14 protein-coding genes are annotated in these 18,209 nt (G+C 65.2%); 7 read left to right on the top strand and 7 right to left on the bottom strand.

Annotated elements, in window-relative coordinates:
• Positions 1-87: 87 nt before the first annotated feature.
• The 5 genes from AB6804_RS00200 to AB6804_RS00220 all read right to left on the bottom strand — a co-directional run bounded on the left by AB6804_RS00200 (position 88) and on the right by AB6804_RS00220 (position 5,712).
• A complete protein-coding gene (locus tag AB6804_RS00200) occupies positions 88-564 on the bottom strand; it encodes a PaaI family thioesterase (protein ID WP_370884768.1) in 477 nt (158 codons plus the stop codon).
• A 5-nt stretch (positions 565-569) separates the two neighbouring features.
• Positions 570-872, bottom strand: a complete 303-nt coding sequence (locus tag AB6804_RS00205) for a Dabb family protein (RefSeq protein WP_035966270.1) — start codon at positions 870-872, stop codon at positions 570-572.
• 60 nt (positions 873-932) lie between these two features.
• On the bottom strand, positions 933-1,562 hold the full coding sequence (gene pncA, locus AB6804_RS00210; RefSeq protein WP_370884769.1) for a bifunctional nicotinamidase/pyrazinamidase: 630 nt from the start codon (positions 1,560-1,562) through the stop codon (positions 933-935).
• 10 nt (positions 1,563-1,572) lie between these two features.
• Complete coding sequence (locus tag AB6804_RS00215) at positions 1,573-3,657, bottom strand: 3-hydroxyacyl-CoA dehydrogenase NAD-binding domain-containing protein (RefSeq protein WP_370884770.1); 2,085 nt, start codon at positions 3,655-3,657, stop codon at positions 1,573-1,575.
• A gap of 396 nt (positions 3,658-4,053) precedes the next feature.
• A complete protein-coding gene (locus tag AB6804_RS00220; protein WP_370884771.1) occupies positions 4,054-5,712 on the bottom strand; it encodes a 3-(methylthio)propionyl-CoA ligase in 1,659 nt (552 codons plus the stop codon).
• 130 nt (positions 5,713-5,842) lie between these two features.
• Here AB6804_RS00220 and AB6804_RS00225 point away from each other — a divergent pair, with 130 nt between their 5' ends.
• The 5 genes from AB6804_RS00225 (at position 5,843) to AB6804_RS00245 (ending at position 9,789) form a co-directional block, all read left to right on the top strand.
• On the top strand, positions 5,843-7,444 hold the full coding sequence (locus AB6804_RS00225; RefSeq protein ID WP_370884772.1) for a YdiU family protein: 1,602 nt from the start codon (positions 5,843-5,845) through the stop codon (positions 7,442-7,444).
• A 67-nt stretch (positions 7,445-7,511) separates the two neighbouring features.
• Positions 7,512-7,934, top strand: coding sequence for a peptide-methionine (R)-S-oxide reductase MsrB (msrB, locus tag AB6804_RS00230; RefSeq protein WP_035967385.1), 423 nt, complete (start codon positions 7,512-7,514; stop codon positions 7,932-7,934).
• 127 nt (positions 7,935-8,061) lie between these two features.
• Positions 8,062-8,601: a septation protein A gene (locus AB6804_RS00235; protein ID WP_035967386.1), complete on the top strand. Its 540-nt coding sequence runs from the start codon at positions 8,062-8,064 to the stop codon at positions 8,599-8,601.
• Positions 8,598-8,912, top strand: a complete 315-nt coding sequence (locus AB6804_RS00240) for a BolA family protein (protein ID WP_370884773.1) — start codon at positions 8,598-8,600, stop codon at positions 8,910-8,912. The genes AB6804_RS00235 and AB6804_RS00240 overlap by 4 nt, the downstream gene beginning before the upstream one ends.
• Positions 8,913-9,006: 94 nt before the next feature.
• A complete protein-coding gene (locus tag AB6804_RS00245) occupies positions 9,007-9,789 on the top strand; it encodes a peptidylprolyl isomerase (RefSeq protein WP_370884774.1) in 783 nt (260 codons plus the stop codon).
• An 83-nt stretch (positions 9,790-9,872) separates the two neighbouring features.
• Here AB6804_RS00245 and AB6804_RS00250 read toward each other — a convergent pair whose 3' ends face one another.
• Entirely contained in the window at positions 9,873-10,637 is a 765-nt protein-coding gene (locus AB6804_RS00250) for a hypothetical protein (RefSeq protein ID WP_370884775.1), read from the bottom strand.
• Positions 10,638-10,839: 202 nt separating this feature from the next.
• Positions 10,840-14,877, bottom strand: coding sequence for a phosphoribosylformylglycinamidine synthase (gene purL / locus AB6804_RS00255; protein WP_370884776.1), 4,038 nt, complete (start codon positions 14,875-14,877; stop codon positions 10,840-10,842).
• Between the two features lie 390 nt (positions 14,878-15,267).
• Here purL and AB6804_RS00260 point away from each other — a divergent pair, with 390 nt between their 5' ends.
• Together AB6804_RS00260 and AB6804_RS00265 are read left to right on the top strand one after the other, a co-directional pair.
• The gene (locus AB6804_RS00260; RefSeq protein ID WP_370884777.1) at positions 15,268-16,560 is read left to right on the top strand and encodes an FAD-dependent oxidoreductase; all 1,293 of its coding nucleotides are present in this window, start codon (positions 15,268-15,270) and stop codon (positions 16,558-16,560) included.
• 75 nt (positions 16,561-16,635) lie between these two features.
• Positions 16,636-18,183: an NAD(P)H-hydrate dehydratase gene (locus AB6804_RS00265; RefSeq protein WP_370884778.1), complete on the top strand. Its 1,548-nt coding sequence runs from the start codon at positions 16,636-16,638 to the stop codon at positions 18,181-18,183.
• The last annotated feature ends 26 nt before the right edge of the window (positions 18,184-18,209 follow it).

The following is an 18,209-nucleotide window of genomic DNA, read 5'->3' on the forward strand; positions in this document are numbered from 1 at the left end:
GTGGCGTTATCGGTGAGGACGAAGCAACGGGCGACTGCGTGAACTTGAGTCAAGCGCGGCCGGAATAGCGGCCCGCCGCACATTTCGTCACGCGTCGCTCGGTCCGGGCGTCGCCTTTGGATCGGAGCGCAGCTTCTGCCTCACGACGTCACGCCCGACGGCGAGCCGCTTCATGTACTTGAACGTGCCGAGCGCCTTCGCGACGAAGTGCCCTTCGCTATCGCGGACTTCGCCTTCGCAATAGGCCATCGTCGTCGAGCGATGCAGCACGCGGCCGTAACCGCGCAACTCGCCGCGTCCCGGCTGCATGAAGTTGACCTTCATTTCGACGGTCACCACGCCGATGCCGTCACCCGCCACGCTGCGCGCCGCGATCGCGAGCGCGGCATCGAGCAGGGTCATGGTCACGCCGCCATGCGCGATGCCCCATGTATTGAGATGCGCGTCGCCGAGCGGCAGACGCACTTCGCTCTCGCCATCGATGGCTTTCACGAGCTCGACGCCGAGCATGTCGATGAACGGGCTTTCGAGCGCCGGGCCGTGGCTTGTCTGGGTATCGGTCATTGCGGTCACACTTCGTAGTCGACACACTGGCGCGCTTCGCGAATCGCCGCCACGAAGTCCTTCAACGCCAGATGGCGCGGATGATTCTGGTAGGCGTCGAGCGATGCTTTGTCGTCGAAATCCGAGACGAGCACGACGTCGTAGGTGCAATCGAAACCCGGTTGCGCGGTGCCGACTTCGAAATGCCCTTGCCCCTTCACGATGCTGCGGCAAGTTTCGAGCTTCGCCTTCAGCTTCTGCGCGTTTTCAGCGCGGTCCGCACCCTCGGCGAAGTCCTTCAGTTTCCACATGACGATGTGACGCAGCACGGCGGCTCCTGTTGTCTGACGAAGCTGCAAGCGTAGCAAATCCTCGTTGCCCGCGGCGGCTCACGCCGCGTTGACCTGCGCCGCTTGCACGCGTGTGACGCCAGCGGCACGCATGTCGCTCCAGGCCTTGTCGAGCGAGCCGTTCAGGTCGATCGCGCGGCAGGCGTCTTCGATCACGTGCGCCTCGAAACCGGCGGCGCGCGCATCGAGCGCGGACCACGCGACGCAATAGTCGGTGGCGAGTCCCGCGAGCCAGACGCGCTTTGCGCCGACGTCGCGCAAGTAGCCCGCGAGGCCGGTGGATGTCGTGCGGTCGGCTTCGAGGAATGCCGAATAACTGTCCACCTTCTCGTGATGACCCTTGCGAACGATCAGCCGCGCGTGCGGCGCATCGAGCTCGCGATGCAGCGCCGCGCCGTCCGTGCCCTGCACGCAATGCGTTGGCCAGAGCACCTGCTCGCCATAGGGCAACGCGATCGTCTCGAACGGCGCGCGGCCCGCATGGTTCGCCGCGAACGATACATGCGACGCCGGATGCCAGTCCTGCGTCAACACCACGTGCGAGAACGCTCGCGCCAGCCGGTTGACGACCGGCACCACTTCGTCGCCACGCGCGACAGCCAGCGCGCCGCCCGGCATGAAGTCGTATTGCACGTCGACGACGAGAAGCACATCTTCCACGGATTTCATATCGCTTGCATCAGGCGTTGAAGCGGCCGTTCGAGGCCGCGAGTCGGGTGAGGAGCGCGGCGGGTTGCCACGCATCGCCGTTTGGCTGTCCGGCGTATCGGCGCACTGCGCGCTCGACGTTCTGAAGACCGGAGGCGTCGGCATGGAACATCGGGCCGCCGCGCCATAGCGGGAAACCGTAGCCGGTGAGATAAACGATGTCGATATCCGATGCCTTGCTCGCGATGCCCTCGTCGAGAATCTTCGCGCCTTCGTTGACGAGCGCATACACGAGCCGCTCGACGATCTCTTCGTCGCCGATGCTGCGCCGTTCGATGCCCCGCTCTTTCGAATACGCGGCGATCATGTCGTCGACCATGCGCGATGGCTTCGCTTCGCGCGAGCCCTCCGCATAGTCGTACCAGCCCGCGCCCGTTTTCTGGCCGAAGCGGCCCGCCTCGCAGAGCCGGTCGGCGATCTGCGAATAACGCATCTGCGGCTGATCGCGATAGCGGCGCTTGCGGATGGCCCAGCCGATGTCGTTGCCCGCAAGATCGCTCATGCGAAACGGCCCCATCGCGAAGCCGAACTGCTCGATCGCGCGATCGATCTGCGCGGGCAGCGCGCCTTCTTCGAGCATGAACAGCGCCTGACGCAGGTATTGCTCGATCATCCGGTTGCCGATGAAGCCATCGCACACGCCCGCGACGACTGCCGTCTTGCGGATCTTTTTCGCGAGCTGCATCACGCTCGCGAGCACGTCTTTCTCCGTCTTCGCGCCGCGCACCACTTCGAGCAGCTTCATCACGTTGGCGGGGCTGAAGAAGTGCATGCCGACGACATCGCCCGGGCGCTTCGTGAAGGCGGCGATGCGGTCGAGATCGAGCGTCGACGTGTTCGATGCGAGGATCGCACCGGGCTTGGCGATGTCATCGAGCTGACGGAACACGCGCTCTTTCACGTCCATGTCTTCGAACACTGCTTCGACGATGAAATCGGCTTCGGACAGATCGCCGTAAGCGAGCGTCGGCGTGATGAGCCTCATGCGCGCTTCGACCTGTTCCAGCGTGAGCTTGCCTTTCTTCGCTTGCGCTTCGAAGTTGCGGCGAATCGTGGCGATGCCGCGATCGAGCGCGTCCTGCGTCGTGTCCAGCAGCACGACCGGCAGGTCCGCGTTGACGAAATTCATCGCGATGCCGCCGCCCATCGTTCCCGCGCCGATCACGCCGATGCGCTCGATCTTTCGCGCGGGCGTATTCGATGGCACATCGGCAATTTTGCCCGCCGCGCGCTCCGCGAAGAACGCGTGCCGCAAGGCGCGGCTCTCGGGCGTCTGCACGAGCGCGAGAAAGCACTCGCGCTCGAACGCGAGGCCGCGCTCGAAGCCTTCGTGCACGCCGCGTTCGATCGCGTCGATGCACTTGTGCGGCGCGGGGAAATGCTTCGCCGTCTGCGCGATTTTCTCGCGAGCGGACCGGATGACGCGCTCGGCATCCGTATGCGCGATGTCACGGTCGCGCACTTTCGGATGCGGCCCGCTCGTCTGTGCAATGCGCGCGGCGAAGCGCACGGCGGCATCGAGCAGATCGCCTTCGGCCATTTCGTCGAAGAGCGCGGTGTGTGCGAGATTCTCCGATTTGACCGGCGCGCCCGACACGATCATGTCGAGCGCGGTTTCGAGACCGACCGCACGCGGCAGACGTTGCGTGCCGCCCGCGCCGGGCAACAGGCCGAGCTTGACTTCGGGCAGCGCGATCTGTGCGCCGGGCGCGGCCACGCGGTAGTGCGCACCGAGCGCGAGTTCGAGGCCGCCGCCCATCGCGATAGCGTGGATCGCGGCGATCACCGGCTTTTCGCTGTTCTCGACGGTCTTGATGACGGTGGCGAGCGTCGGTTCCTGAGTGGCTTTGGGCGTGTTGAATTCGGTGATGTCGGCGCCGCCCGAGAACGCCTTGCCCGCGCCGATGATGACGACGGCGGCCACGTTCGCATCGTCGCGCGCCCGCTCGACGCCTTCGACGATGCCAAGGCGCGTCGAATGCCCGAGCCCGTTGACGGGCGGGTTGTCGAGCGTGATGACGGCGACGCTGTCGCGGATGGTGTACTGCACGGGCATGGATCGCTCCTGTGTGTTTCGCCGATGAGGCATTGTGGGCGATTGAGCCGCAATTTACAAAACACCGTCTGGCCATGCGATAGAAATGCCGCCCGCGCCGCCTCCATCGCCCAGGCAATCGCCGAGAGTACGTCGGTGATTTCCTGCCGGTCGCGAAGCAGTAGTGGCAGGCCGCGTCGAACATGCCTGCGTCCTGCACACTCACGTGAATCGGCATCGTTGAGGCTCCGCTAGAACAGATTCGCGTCCCTGCGATGTGGCTAAAGCGGTCGCAATGGGGCAAAAGAAAATGCGGCCTCTCGACTGTCGCCAGGAGGCCAGCATGGTCGCTGCAAAGTATTGGCTTTCGCTAGTGAATTAATACGAAACCAACCCTGCCCGGCGGGACAAAGACGGCTAGACCGTCCTCTCTTCCACCCCCGGCAGCACGTGCTCCCGATACAACTCGCGCAGCCGCACCTTCTGCAGCTTGCCGGTCGCCGTGTGCGGCAACTCGTCGGCGAACACGACGTCATCGGGAATCCACCACTTCGCGACCTTGCCTTCGTAGAACGCGAGCAGTTCCTCGCGCGTGAGGGTTGCGCCGGGGCGGCGCACCGCGACGATCATCGGCCGCTCCGTCCACTTCGGATGCGAACACGCGATGCATGCCGCCTCCGCCACCTGCGGATGCGACACCGCGATGTTCTCCAGGTCGATCGAACTGATCCACTCGCCGCCGGACTTGATCACGTCCTTGCTGCGATCGGTGATGTGCATGAAGCCATCGGCATCGATGGTCGCGACGTCGCCGGTCGGGAACCAGCCGTCGACGAGCGGAGAATCGTCGCGGCGGAAATACCGGTCGATGACCCACGGGCCGCGCACGTGCAGATCGCCGAACGATGCGCCGTCCCAGGGAAGCTCGCGGCCATCGTCGCCGACCACTTTCATATCGACGCCAAAGAGCGCATGTCCCTGCTTCTCGCGCGATGCGCGCTGCTCTTCCGGCGAGCGCTGCTTCTGCCTGAAGCTCAGGCGCGCCAGCGTGCCGAGCGGCGACATTTCCGTCATGCCCCACGCGTGGATTACTTCGACGCCGTATTCGTCCTCGAAAGCGCGCAGCATCGCCGGCGGACAGGCCGAACCGCCGATCACCGTGCGCTTCAACGTCGAAAAGCGCTTGCCCGCCTGCTTCATGTACGCGAGCAAGCCGAGCCAGACGGTCGGCACGCCCGCCGAATACGTGACGCCTTCGGCTTCCATCAATTCATAGAGCGACTGGCCATCCAGGTCCTTGCCGGGAAACACGAGCTTCGCGCCGACGAGCGGCCCCGCGTGCGGAATGCCCCACGCGTTGACATGGAACATCGGCACGACGGGCAGGATCGCATCGCTCGACGATGCACCCATCGCGTCCGGCAATGCGGCGCCATACGCATGCAGCACCGTGGACCGATGCGAGTACAGCGCGCCCTTCGGATTGCCGGTCGTGCCCGACGTGTAGCAGAGAAACGATGCCTGGCGCTCGTCGAGCACCGGCCAGTCATAGATGCCGTCGTGCGGCGCGATGAGACTCTCGTAGCTCATCACCGGCACGCTCATGTCGCCGAGATGTTCGGCGATGCATGCAGCGTCGCCGAGCGCGATCCAGCCTTTGACGTTCGGGCATTGCGGCGCGATGTTCTCGACGAGCTGCCGGAACGTCATGTCGAAGAACACGTAGGAATCGTCGGCGTGGTCGATGATGAACGCGACCTGATCCGGAAAGAGACGCGGGTTGATGGTATGGCAGACGGCGCCCATGCCGCTCACGCCGTAGTAACACTCGAGATGCCGATAGCCGTTCCATGCCAGCGTGCCGATGCGATCACCCTGTTCGACGCCCAGCGCACCGAGCGCCTGCGCGAGCTGCTTCGCCCGTTTCTCGCAATCGCGATACGTGTAACGGTGAACATCGCCTTCGATGCGGCGCGACACGATCTCCGTATCGCCGAAATGCCGTGCTGCATGAGCCAACAGGGACGACGCGAGCAGCGGTACATCCATCATCTGACCGTAAAGCGGTGCCGCCATAAGGGAAGTCCTCGACGAGTGGAATGCGGTTGGCTACGCGATGGTGACCGTCACGGTTGCCCCCGCGAGGGCGGTCCTGCAGGCCGGCGGGCGCGGAATTACAATATCGTTTAACTCTGAGGCGCTCAATATGTCGTTTTCCCCAAGCAATGCGGTGCGCGCAACGACCGACGAAGCCGATGAACTCGCGTCCCCCGCCGGCTCCATGCAGCGCATCGGCGATGCCGTCCGGAGCGGCCGTCCCGGTTCCTTCGCCGCGCTCGGTTCCGCGTTCCTGACCCGCCTTCCCGCCACGCCCGTTCCCGATCCTTACGTCGTCGCCGTTTCGCGCGAAGCCGCTGATTCGCTCGGCTTCGATGCAAGCGTCGCTTCCGGCCCGGAACACGCCGCATTCGCCGCGTACTTCGCCGGCAATCCGACGCCGCAGTGGCCGCGCGACGCGATGCCCTACGCCGCCGTATATTCGGGGCATCAGTTCGGCGTATGGGCGGGCCAGTTGGGCGATGGCCGCGCGATCACGCTCGGCGAAGTCGAACACGCCGGCGCGCGCCTCGAAGTGCAACTGAAGGGCGCGGGCCGCACGCCCTATTCCCGCATGGGCGATGGCCGCGCCGTGCTGCGCTCGTCGATCCGCGAGTTTCTGTGCTCCGAGGCGATGCATCATCTCGGCATTCCGACGACGCGCGCGCTCGCCGTCATCGGCTCCGACATGCCGGTGCGCCGCGAAACCATCGAGACCGCTGCGATCGCCACGCGTATCGCGCCGAGCTTCGTGCGCTTCGGGCACTTCGAGCATTTCTATTCGAACGATCGCGTCGACGAGTTGAAGGCGCTGGCCGATCACGTCATCGACCGCTTCTATCCGCAGTGCCGCGAGGCGGACGACCCCTATCTGGCGCTGCTCGGTGAAGCCGTGCGAAGCACCGCCGAACTGATGGCGCACTGGCAGGGCGTCGGTTTCTGCCACGGCGTGATGAACACGGACAACATGTCGATTCTCGGCCTGACCATCGACTATGGTCCGTTCGGTTTCATGGACGGCTTCAACGCGCATCACATCTGCAATCACTCCGATACGCAGGGCCGCTATTCGTATAGCCGTCAGCCGCAAGTCGGTTACTGGAACCTGTTCTGCCTCGCGCAGGCGCTGGTGCCGCTTTTTGGCGCGAATCTGCCGGAGGAAGGCCGCGCGGAACGCGTCGTGGAAGAGGCGCAGAAAGTGCTCGAGCAGTACAAGACCGCGTTCGCGCCGGCGCTCGAAGCGAAGATGCGCGCGAAGCTCGGGCTTGAAACCATCCGCGATGACGACGACAAGCTCGCCAACGCCCTGTTCGAAATCATGCATGCGAATCGCGCGGATTTCACGCTGACGTTCCGCAATCTGTCGAAGGTATCGAAGGCGGATGCATCGAACGACGCGGCCGTGCGCGATCTCTTTCTCGACCGCGCGGCTTTCGATGCGTGGGCCGTGCGCTATCGCGAGCGGCTTGCACATGAATCGCGCGATGATGCATCGCGCGCCGCGGCGATGAATCGCGTGAATCCGAAGTACGTGCTGCGCAACCATCTCGCCGAACAGGCGATCCGCCAGGCGAACGAGAAGGACTTCTCGGAAGTCGAACGTCTTCTGGATGTGCTGCGCCGCCCGTACGACGAGCAACCGGAATACGAGGCCTACGCCGGCCTTCCGCCAGACTGGGCGGGTGATCTCGAAGTGAGTTGCTCTTCGTGAGTTGCGCTTCATCGCGCCGCCCCCATCTTCGTTGTCCACCGGACGCAAGGATCGACCAAGGATACCTATGAACAGAGACGACACCCCCGCCGCCGCCGACTATCCGCTGAAAAAGGACGACGACGCCTATCGCAGCGAACTGAGCGAAACGCAGTATCGCGTGACGCGCCACGCCGCGACGGAACGGCCGTTCACCGGCGAGTACTGGGATCATTTCGAGCGCGGCATTTACGACTGCGTGTGCTGCGGCACGCCGCTTTTCGAGTCGGATACGAAATTCGATGCCGGCTGCGGCTGGCCGAGCTATTTCAAGCCGATCAACGGCGAAGTGATCCAGGAAAAGACCGATCGCACGCACGGCATGTTGCGCATCGAAGTGCTCTGCAAGAACTGCGGCGCGCATCTCGGCCACGTGTTCGAAGACGGCCCCGCGCCGACCGGCCTGCGGTATTGCATCAATTCGGCTGCGCTACAATTCGAACCCAAGTAAGGGCTCGCAGGTATCGATGCGCTTGCATCGCGTGTCATCCACGCCCGCTTTTTCGAGCGGGCGTTCGCTTATCGCTGCTTTGTCTGCTGCACCCGCACCATCCGATGCCCACCACTTCCGGCCGCCAATGAAATTCCTGTTCGATCTGTTTCCGATCATCCTCTTTTTCGTCGCATTCAAGATCTGGGGCATCTACACGGCGACGGCCGTCGCGATCGCCGCGACGCTCGTGCAGATCGCGTGGGTCGCGTTCCGTCACCGCAAGGTCGATCCGATGCTGTGGGTCAGTCTCGGCGTGGTCGTCGTGTTTGGCGGCGCGACGCTCGTGTTGCATAACGACACCTTCATCAAATGGAAGCCGACCGCGCTCTACTGGCTGTTCGCGTTCGCGCTGATCGTCGCGCAGATCGGCTTCAGGAAGAATCTCATCGAAGCGATGATGGGCAAGCAGATTGTCTTGCCGCATCGCGTGTGGGGACAGTTGAACGTCGCGTGGGCGGTGTTTTTCGCGCTGCTGGGCGTCGTGAACCTGTTCGTCGCGTATAACTTCACCACCGATCAGTGGGTCAACTTCAAGCTCTTCGGCGCGACCGGCTGTCTCGTGCTGTTCATCGTCGCGCAGAGCTTCTGGCTCGCGAAATACATGAAGGAGGAGGACAAGCAATGAGCGAATCGTTCGACTTCATCAACGCAAGCGCGCAAGAGAAGATCACGCATCTCGAAGCGCTTCTCGCCGCCGCGCTCGAACCGCAGGCCGTGCATATCGAAGACGACAGCGCCGCGCATGCGGGCCACGCCGGTGCGGCGTCGGGCAGCCATTACACGGTGACGGTCGTCTCCGAACGCTTTGCCGGCAAGGCGCGCGTGGCCCGGCATCGGCTGGTGTATGATGCGCTGGCCGATGAAATGCGGCGCGGCGTGCATGCGCTCGCCATCCGGGCATTCACGCCGCAAGAGTTCGCAGAACAATTCCAATGAATGCACGGCGTGCCGGTTCGCTCGGACCGGCGCTTGGTTTATCTTCGCTAATCTCGCCTGTTAAGGCGTCAGTCTGCTCAGTTAGGAACCTCCGATGACTTTGAAAAAAACCCGCGTCTGGGTGTTGCTGGCGGTATGCGCGGCGGCTCCCGCGTTTGCGCAAAACATCGCCGTCGTCAACGGCACGCCGATCCCCACGGCGCGCGCCGATGCGCTCGTGAAGCAGCTCGTCCAGCAGGGTCAGCAAGATTCGCCGCAACTGCAGCAGGCCGTGCGTGAGGAACTCATCAACCGCGAAATCCTGATGCAGGAAGCCGGACGCGAAGGCATCGCAATGCGCCCGGACGTGAAGGCGCAAATCGCCGTCGCGCAGCAGACCGTGGTGCTGCGCGCGCTGATCGAAAACTTCGTCGCCAAGAACAAGCCGAGCGATGCCGAAGTCAAGGCACGCTACGACCAGCTCGTGAAGCAAACGGGCGGTGGCAAGGAACTGCATCTGCATCACATCCTGGTGGAAGACGAAGCACAGGCGAAAGACCTGATCGCGAAGATCAAGGGCGGTGCGAGCTTCGAGGATCTCGCGAAGCAGTATTCGAAGGACCCGGGATCGGGCAAGAATGGCGGCGATCTGGACTGGTCGTCGCCGTCGGCTTACGTGCCGGAATTCGGCGCAGCGGCGGAGAAGCTCAAGAAGGGTGAAGTGACGGCCGCGCCGGTGAAGACGCAATTCGGCTGGCACGTCATTCGTCTGGACGATAGCCGCGAAGTCGCCCCGCCGCCGTTCGATCAGGTCAAGGCGCAGATCGCACAGCAGATGCAGCAGCAGAAGCTGCAGGATTTCGAAGAGGAACTGCGCAAGAAGGCCGTGATCAAGTAAGCGCGCTTCTCGGCATTCACGCGTTGCAAAGCGAAGCCGCCCTCGGGCGGCTTTGTCGTTTATTGCGCCTGGAGCGCGGTCCGCTACGCGCCCAAGGACAGCAGGAGTCTGCTCAGGTTCTGCGGTTGCACGCGGATGATGCCGCTCTGCGGGCTGTCGATATCGGCGATAAGCGCAACGGACAATGAAACCGTCACCGGCAGGATCGTGATGAGCCATCCTTTCCGAAGCGCGCCTCGCGCACCGTAACCTTGCACGACGCACCCAAAGCCTCCGATGGCGATCAAGAGAAACCACGCGCCCAACGGAATGTGATTGATTCGGGCTGCTTCGGAATAATCCTGCGAGTTGAGCACGTCGTTCATGCCCGTTACGACGATGCCGCCGATCGGCGTCGGCTGATCCTTGGCGACCTGCTTCGCAAGGTCCCACAGCCGAGTCTGCAGCGCCGCTGTTTCCTTTCCGATCTGCGTCATCCGGGCGCGATCGCTCGCCCGGTAGTAAGCGGCTCGTAGCCGCGCATAGTCGACCAGCGCGCTTTTGATACGGCTATCGACGGGCGCACCCGCCAGGTCCGCCCGCGCGTACTCCGTGCCAATCGCGTTCGCCTCCGCTTCTTCGAACGTCTTGCGCGTGTCGTAGCGGCCAACGGCCATCGAGAGACAAAATCCAATCAGCAGCGCAAGCAGGGTCAGCGTTGCGGTCTGAACGACGTTGAAGTCTTCGCGTTCTTCCGCGGAGAGTTCGCGGATGCGCCGGCGAACGAAACCTCCGAAGGCCACCGCCGCGACGAAACCCACGAGAAGCACCACGAAAAGAAACGCTGGATGAGCGACGAATCCTGCCATGCGATGGCCTCCGGATATCGACGCTCACTCGCTGAAACGCGCGGCGTCCTGACCACCGATATCACTTCCTGTCAACCGCCACAAGTCATCGTCGCCGGATGCAAAAAGCCCTCGGGAACGTCGAACAGGAGTGCGACTTTCTCGAGGGCGTCAGGCGGGTTCGGATGAACCGTCCTGTTTCAAGGCGTCACCGACGCGCAGCTTACCCCATGAACCGCCGCGCGTTCTGGAACACGCGCAGCCACGGGCTTGCGTCCGTGGTCCAGTCATCGGGCGTCCAGCTCATCTGCACATTGCGATGCACGCGCTCCATGTGCGGCATCAGCACCGTGAAACGGCCATCGGGCGTCGTCACCGACGTGATGCCCTGCGGCGATCCGTTCGGGTTGAACGGATAGCTTTCCGTGGCGTTGCCGCGATGATCGACATAGCGCATCGACACGAGCGCGCTGGCTGCATCGCCCTGTTGCGAGAAGTCCGCAAAACCTTCGCCGTGCGCGACCGCCACCGGAATGCGCGAGCCTTCCATGCCCGCGAAGAAGATCGACGGCGAGTTCTGCACTTCGACGAGCGAGAAGCGCGCCTCGAACTGTTCCGACTTGTTGCGCGTGAACTTCGGCCAGGCCTCGGCGCCGGGAATGATCGACGCCAGGCTCGACAACATCTGGCAGCCGTTGCAAATGCCGAGCGCGAACGTGTCCTGGCGGCCGAAGAACGCCGCGAACATGTCCGCGAGACGCGGATTGAAGCGGATCGTCTTCGCCCAGCCTTCGCCCGCGCCGAGCACGTCACCATACGAAAAGCCGCCGCATGCCACCGCGCCCGCGAAATCGGCAAGCGTCGCGCGGCCTTCTAGCAGGTCGCTCATGTGGACGTCGTGCGCGTCGAAGCCGGCGCGGTCGAACGCGTAAGCCGTCTCCAGATGCGAGTTCACGCCCTGCTCCCGCAGGATCGCCATGCGCGGGCGCTTGTTCGTCGCGATGAACGGCGCTGCGACGTCTTCCGCCGGATCGAACGTCAGCACCGGCGACAGACCCGGATCGTTCGCATCGAGCAGCGCGTCGTATTCGGCGTCGGCGCACGCGGGGTTGTCGCGCAGACGCGCAATGCGCCAGCTCACTTCGCTCCACGCACGATGCAGCTCGACGCGCGGCGCATCATAGATTTTCTTGGCGTCGCGATAGATTTCGATCGCATCGCGCTCGTTCGGCTTGCCGATGACATGCGAGCATGCCGACAGCCCGTGTTCGCGCAGCGCGGCGAGCACCGCGTCGCGGTCCGATGCGCGGACCTGCACCACCGCGCCCAGTTCTTCGGTAAACAGCGCGCGCAGCGTGCGATCGTCGCGGCGGCCGCTCGTCTGCTTGGTCCAGTCCTTCGCGTCGCCGTAATCGAATTCGTGATTCGCGTCGAGCGTCAGCATGTCGACGTTCAGCGACACCCCCACGTGGCCCGCAAACGCCATTTCGCAGACCGTCGCCCACAGGCCGCCGTCCGAGCGGTCGTGATAGGCGAGCAGCTTGCCGCCGGCGTTGAGCGCCTGGATCGCGGCGAAGAAGCGCTTCAGGTCTTCGGGATCGTCGACGTCCGGCGTCGTATCGCCGACTTGCTGCGTGACCTGCGCGAGGATGCTGCCGCCCAGGCGATTGCGCCCGCGCCCGAGGTCGATCGCGATCAGCACGGTGTCCGTATCGGCGGCGAGTTGCGGCGTCAGGTGGCGGCGCACGTCCTCGACCGGCGCGAACGCCGAAATGATCAGCGACACCGGCGACACCACTTGCTTCTGCGCGCCGCGTGCATCCTGCCACTTCGTGCGCATGGACAGCGAATCCTTGCCGACTGGAATGCTGATGCCGAGCGCCGGACACAGTTCCATGCCGATCGCCTTCACGGTGTCGTACAGCGCGGCGTCTTCGCCCGCGCTGCCGCACGCGGCCATCCAGTTGGCCGACAGCTTCAGCTTGTTCAGCGATTCGATCGGCGCGGACGCGATGTTCGTCACCGCTTCGCCCACCGCCATGCGGCCGGATGCGGGCGCGTTGATCACGGCGAGCGGCGTGCGCTCGGCCATCGTCATGGCTTCGCCGCGGAAGCCCGCGTAGTCCATCGTCGTGATTGCGCAGTCGGCGACGGGCACTTGCCACGGCCCGACGAACTGGTCGCGCGCGGTCGTGCCGCCCACCGACCGGTCGCCGATGGTGATGAGGAACGACTTGCTCGCGACGCTCGGATGCTTCAGCACATCGACCGCGATTTCGGACAGCAGCAGGCCGGTCACGTCGACGGGCTCGAAGCGCGCGGTTTCGCGCTTGACGTCGCGATGCATTTTCGGCGGCTTGCCGAGCAGCACGTCCATCGGCATGTCGACGGGCGGCTGGCCTTCGTTTTCATCGTCGACGAGTTTGAGCTGACGCTCGTCCGTCGCCACGCCGACGACCGCGACCGGGCAGCGTTCGCGCTCGCAGATCGCTTCGAACGCGGGATAATCGGCGGGCGCGATCGCCAGCACATAACGCTCTTGCGCTTCGTTCGACCAGATTTCGCGCGGCGACAGGCCGGTTTCCTCCAGCTGGACCTTGCGCAGTTCGAAGCGCGCGCCCTTGCCCGCGCCATCGACGAGTTCGGGGAATGCATTGGAGATGCCGCCCGCGCCGACGTCGTGAATCGACAGAATCGGATTGCGCTCACCCTGCTGCCAGCACGCGTTGATGACTTCCTGCGCGCGGCGCTGGATTTCCGGATTGCCGCGCTGGACCGAATCGAAATCGAGTTCGGCGGTGTTCGCGCCGGTCGCCATCGACGACGCCGCGCCCCCGCCCATGCCGATGCGCATGCCCGGCCCGCCGATCTGAATCAGCAGCGTGCCCGCAGGCAAGTCGTGCTTGTGCGTGTGCTGATCCGAAATATTGCCGATGCCGCCGGCGATCATGATCGGCTTGTGATAGCCGTACACGCGGCCCGTGGCGTTCTGCTCGTAGGTGCGGAAGTAGCCGCCGAGGTTCGGGCGGCCGAATTCGTTGTTGAACGCGGCCGCGCCGATCGGGCCATCGATCATGATCTGCAACGGCGATGCGATGCGCTCCGGCCGGCCATACGGCTCGTGTTGATCGGCGGGATTGCGCGACGGCAGCGGCGTTGCGCTGTCGCGGGCGTTCTCCCATTTCTGACGCGCATCGGGCAAGTCGAGATTCGAGACCGTGAAGCCCGCGAGACCGGCCTTCGGACGCGCGCCGCGGCCCGTCGCGCCCTCGTCGCGGATTTCGCCGCCCGAGCCCGTCGCCGCGCCGGCGAACGGCGAAATGGCCGTCGGGTGGTTATGCGTCTCCACCTTCATCAGCGTGTGCGTCAGCTCGACGTGGCGCTCGTAGTGCTCGCTGTCGCCGCGCGGGAACCAGCGCTCCGCGATGCCGCCCTGCATGATCGCCGAATTGTCGGAATACGCGACGATCGTCCCTTCGTGATTCAGCTTCTCGGTGTTGCGAATCATCTGAAACAGCGACATGTCCTGCTTCTCGCCGTCGATGGTCCATTCGCCGTTGAAAATCTTGTGGCGGCAATGCTCGCTGTTGGCCTGCGCGAACATCATCAGCTCGACGTCGGTCGGATTGCGCTTCAGCCCTTTGAACGCGTCCACCAGATAGTCGATCTCGTCGTCCGCCAGCGCGAGCCCGAGTTCCACGTTCGCGGCTTCGAGCGCGCGGCGTCCCGTGCCGATGATGTCGACCGTTTGCAGCGGCTTCGCGGGCAGTTCGTCGAAGAGATGCAATGCCTGATCGCGCGACGCCGCCACGTTCTCCGTCATGCGGTCGTGCAGCGCGTCGGCCACTTGTGCGCGCGCTTCGTCCGACAGCGTCTTCTTGCCGCCGAGCAGCCCGCTTTTCATGACGACGGAATATTCGACGCCGCGCTCGATGCGCCGAACCGGCGTCAGTCCGCAATGATGCGCGATGTCGGTGGCCTTGCTCGCCCACGGCGACACCGTGCCGAAACGCGGCACGACCATGAAGGTCTCGACGTGACCGCGTTCCTTAGGCTCCTCGAACGGGGCGCCGTAGTGCATCAGCGCGTGGATGCGGTTCGTGTCCTCATCGGAGAGCGGCTCCGACGAGTTGACGAAATGCAGGAATTGCCCGCGCACGCCGACGATATTCGCATCGATCTTGACGAGCGTTTCGAGAAGACGGGTCTGACGGAAATCGGAGAGAGCCGAAGCGCCGGGAAAACACGAGAAGTGGGCCATTGTGACGATGCGTCGATGACGTCTGTGAGCCGCTCGACGGCACTCGGAGCGCCGAGTGTGCAAAGCGGCGTGAGGCGAAAGGAAGACCGCGATTATAACCCGGATGCGTCTCGAAATCGGACGGCTGCGGCGCGGGCGGCCTGTCGTGTCCACGCCGCGGGCGGGGCGCGTTCATCGGCGTGTGTCCCGAAATAACCGGACGCCGGGACCGCGTCCGCCGCGAGGCCCGATTGGCGGTCCCTGGGCAGCGAATTTGGCGCTATCATGGCGCGCTTTCCAAGGGCACGGCATGCCGCCGCGCTCGCCGTCCTGCCGTTAAAACATGCGGCTTCTCCGGCGCGCGATGCGCCGCCCCGGCCGTGCTATACCCGCCTTCGGGCACGAAAAATCATGGATGTCATCGTCATCGGCGGAGGAATCGCCGGCATCGCCACCGCCTATCAGCTGCACTCGGCCGGGCATCGCGTCTGCGTGATCGAGCGCCACGCGACCGTCGCCCAGGGTGCGACCTACGGCCAGGGCGGCGCGCTGCTGCCCTCGCCGCTCGACGTCTGGTTCGGCCCGACGTTCATGGCGTCGTCCCGCGCGAAACAAAGCGGCATGCTGGTCAAGACCGGCTTCGACGGCGCGGCCCGCGATTTTCTGAAGCAGCTCGGGCGGCTGCGCAAACCGGAGGCCTTCGCCGCGCAATATGCGCTGCTTCAGCCGCTCGTCGCGTTGTCGCGGCGTTGCATCGCCGAGATCGAAACGAAACACGAGCTGGAGTTCGAGCAGCGCGTCGGGCTGCTGCACGTGTTCCGCAATGCTCGCGAGCTGGAGGACGCGCAGCCGGCGATCGACCTGCTGAGACACGTCGGCGTGCCGCACCGGGTCCTGACACCGGAGGAATGCGTCGCCTTCGAGCCGTCCGTGCCCGACGATCCGGCATTCGCCGGGGGCGTGCTGCTGTCCGCCGAGCGCACCGCCAATTGCCCGCATTTCACGAAACAGCTGAAGCAGCTTCTCGAAGACAGCGGCGTGCAGTTCCGCATGAACCGGGATGTCGCCGCGGTGCGCCTGGAGGAGCGCCGCGCGGTGGTCGAATTGTCGGGCGTGAAGGGCAGCGTGAAGCGCCCGAGCGAGGTGGAACTGATTTCCGCCGATGCCATCGTCGTCGCGGCCGGCGCCGATACGCCCGCGTTGCTGAGCGGCTTCCGGTCGACGTCGTCGCTGTATCCGGTGCGGGTGCATACGCTGACCGCGCCGGTCGCCTACGACGAGCGCGCGCCGCATACGACGGTCGTCGATTCCGTGAAGCGCATCACGATGACGCGCGTGCATCAGCGGCTGCGCGTCGGCGGCGCGGGTGTCTTCCAGAGCCTCTCGAAAGCCGACAAGCCGATCGACGCCGCCCTCGCCCGCCGCGCGCACGATGTGCTCGGCCAGGGCACGCACGACTGGATTCCCGGCGCGGCGCGCGTCTCGGCGGCGCGCGCGTGGGACGGCTTGCGCCTCTTGTCCGTCGATGGCCTGCCGGTCGTCGGCACGACGCAGCATCCGCGCCTTTTCGTGAACGCGGCGCACGGCCCGGCCGGCTGGGGCCTTGCCTGCGGCTCTGCTAAAGTGGTCGCGGATCTGGTCTCGGGTCTGACGCCCGACATCCCCGCCGACACGCTCGCGGCGCTCAACATCGAACGCTTCTGAGCCGCGCGGGGTGGCATGAAGGGTGCGAGCCGGATCGCCTTCCGTCGACCGCTCGCTCTTCTGCTCCGCGCCACCATGACCGCTTCCTACTTCACACCCGACGACGACGCCCTCGCGCTGCTCACGCTGAACGAACTGCGCACGGTCGAGGCGCGCGCCGCCGCCGCGCTGCCGCCGCATACGCTGATGGCGCGTGCGGGCGAAGCCGCCGCGAACTATCTGCTCGACGCCCTCGCCCGCGATCCCGGCGCGTCCGCGCTCCCCGTCTGGATCGCAGCCGGCCCCGGCAACAACGGCGGTGATGCGCTCGTCGTTGCCGAACGGCTGCATCGCGCGGGCGTTGCCGTGCGCGTCTGCATGCCGAGCGAAGTCAAGCCCGACGACGCGCGCTGGGCGCTCGACGCCGCACGCGCCGCCGGGGTCACGATCGAAAGCGAGCCGCCCGCCTCGTTCGATGGCCTCGGCTGGCTCGTCGACGGGATGTTCGGCATTGGCCTCACGCGTGCGCTCGATGGCGTCTTCGGCAACATCGCGGCGCGCATGTCGCGTCGCGGGCGCGAGTCGGGCCGCGTGCTGGCGCTCGATGTGCCGAGCGGCCTCGACAGCGATACCGGCACGCCCGTCGGCGGCGGCGAGGCGGTGCGCGCGACTGTCACGATGACGTTCATCGGCGCGAAGCCGGGCCTCGTCACCGCGCAGGGCCGCGATTCGTGCGGCACGCTGCATGTCGCGACGCTGGACGTGGAGCCGCTCGCCGCACCGTCCGTCGTGCTCAACGCGACGTCGCTGTTTCGCGCGCATCTGCCGCCGCGCGACTACGCGACCAACAAGGGCACGTTCGGGACGCTCGCGGTCGTCGGCGGCGATACCGGCATGTGCGGCGCGCCGATTCTGGCCGCCCGCATGGCGCTCTATGGCGGCGCGGGCAAGGTCCACGTCGCGTTTCTCGGCGAAGGCGGCCCGCCCTACGATCCGCCGCATCCCGAACTCATGCTGCATCACGTCGACGGCTTCGCGCTCGACAAGATGGACGCGCTGGCCATCGGCTGCGGCATGGGCAAAAGCGATCGCGCGAAGAAAGTCCTCGCCGACGTGCTGAAGCTCGACATGCCGAAGCTGCTCGATGCCGATGCGCTCAACCTCGTCGCCGAAGACGACGCCCTCGCCCGCGAAGTCGCCGCACGCGGGCAAGCGGGCGATCCGTGCATCCTGACGCCGCACCCGCTCGAAGCCGCGCGCCTGCTGCAAACGGATGCGAAAAGCGTGCAGGCGGACCGCATCGCCGCCGCGCGCCAGCTTTCGGCGCGTTATGCCGCCGTCGCCGTGCTGAAAGGCTCCGGAACGGTGATCGCATCGCCGGATGGCCGCGTCGCGGTGAATCCGACCGGCAACGCCGGACTCGCGACCGGCGGCACCGGCGACGTGCTCGGCGGTCTCATCGGAGCATTGCTCGCGCAAAAGCTTCCGGCGCATGAAGCGGCCCTGGCGGGCGTCTATCTGCACGGGCTGGCGGCACAGACGCTGACCGCCGAAGGCACGGGGCCCGCCGGACTCACCGCCGGCGAACTCGCGCCGCAGGTGCGCAAGCTCATCAATCGCCGCTTCTACGCTGACAGCGTGTGACGCGTTGCAAGCATCCGTTCACGCAT

It is taken from the genome of Caballeronia sp. RCC_10 (assembly GCF_041360715.1).
GTDB lineage: Bacteria > Pseudomonadota > Gammaproteobacteria > Burkholderiales > Burkholderiaceae > Caballeronia > Caballeronia grimmiae.

Excerpts from the sequence above, each read along its gene's own strand:
- AB6804_RS00200 (WP_370884768.1), bottom strand. The coding sequence starts at position 564 with ATGACCGATACCCAGACAAGCCACGGCCCGGCGCTCGAAAGCCCGTTC.
- pncA (WP_370884769.1), bottom strand. The coding sequence starts at position 1,562 with ATGAAATCCGTGGAAGATGTGCTTCTCGTCGTCGACGTGCAATACGAC.
- AB6804_RS00215 (WP_370884770.1), bottom strand. The coding sequence starts at position 3,657 with ATGCCCGTGCAGTACACCATCCGCGACAGCGTCGCCGTCATCACGCTC.
- AB6804_RS00220 (WP_370884771.1), bottom strand. The coding sequence starts at position 5,712 with ATGGCGGCACCGCTTTACGGTCAGATGATGGATGTACCGCTGCTCGCG.
- AB6804_RS00225 (WP_370884772.1), top strand. The coding sequence starts at position 5,843 with ATGTCGTTTTCCCCAAGCAATGCGGTGCGCGCAACGACCGACGAAGCC.
- msrB (WP_035967385.1), top strand. The coding sequence starts at position 7,512 with ATGAACAGAGACGACACCCCCGCCGCCGCCGACTATCCGCTGAAAAAG.
- AB6804_RS00235 (WP_035967386.1), top strand. The coding sequence starts at position 8,062 with ATGAAATTCCTGTTCGATCTGTTTCCGATCATCCTCTTTTTCGTCGCA.
- AB6804_RS00240 (WP_370884773.1), top strand. The coding sequence starts at position 8,598 with ATGAGCGAATCGTTCGACTTCATCAACGCAAGCGCGCAAGAGAAGATC.
- AB6804_RS00245 (WP_370884774.1), top strand. The coding sequence starts at position 9,007 with ATGACTTTGAAAAAAACCCGCGTCTGGGTGTTGCTGGCGGTATGCGCG.
- AB6804_RS00250 (WP_370884775.1), bottom strand. The coding sequence starts at position 10,637 with ATGGCAGGATTCGTCGCTCATCCAGCGTTTCTTTTCGTGGTGCTTCTC.
- purL (WP_370884776.1), bottom strand. The coding sequence starts at position 14,877 with ATGGCCCACTTCTCGTGTTTTCCCGGCGCTTCGGCTCTCTCCGATTTC.
- AB6804_RS00260 (WP_370884777.1), top strand. The coding sequence starts at position 15,268 with ATGGATGTCATCGTCATCGGCGGAGGAATCGCCGGCATCGCCACCGCC.
- AB6804_RS00265 (WP_370884778.1), top strand. The coding sequence starts at position 16,636 with ATGACCGCTTCCTACTTCACACCCGACGACGACGCCCTCGCGCTGCTC.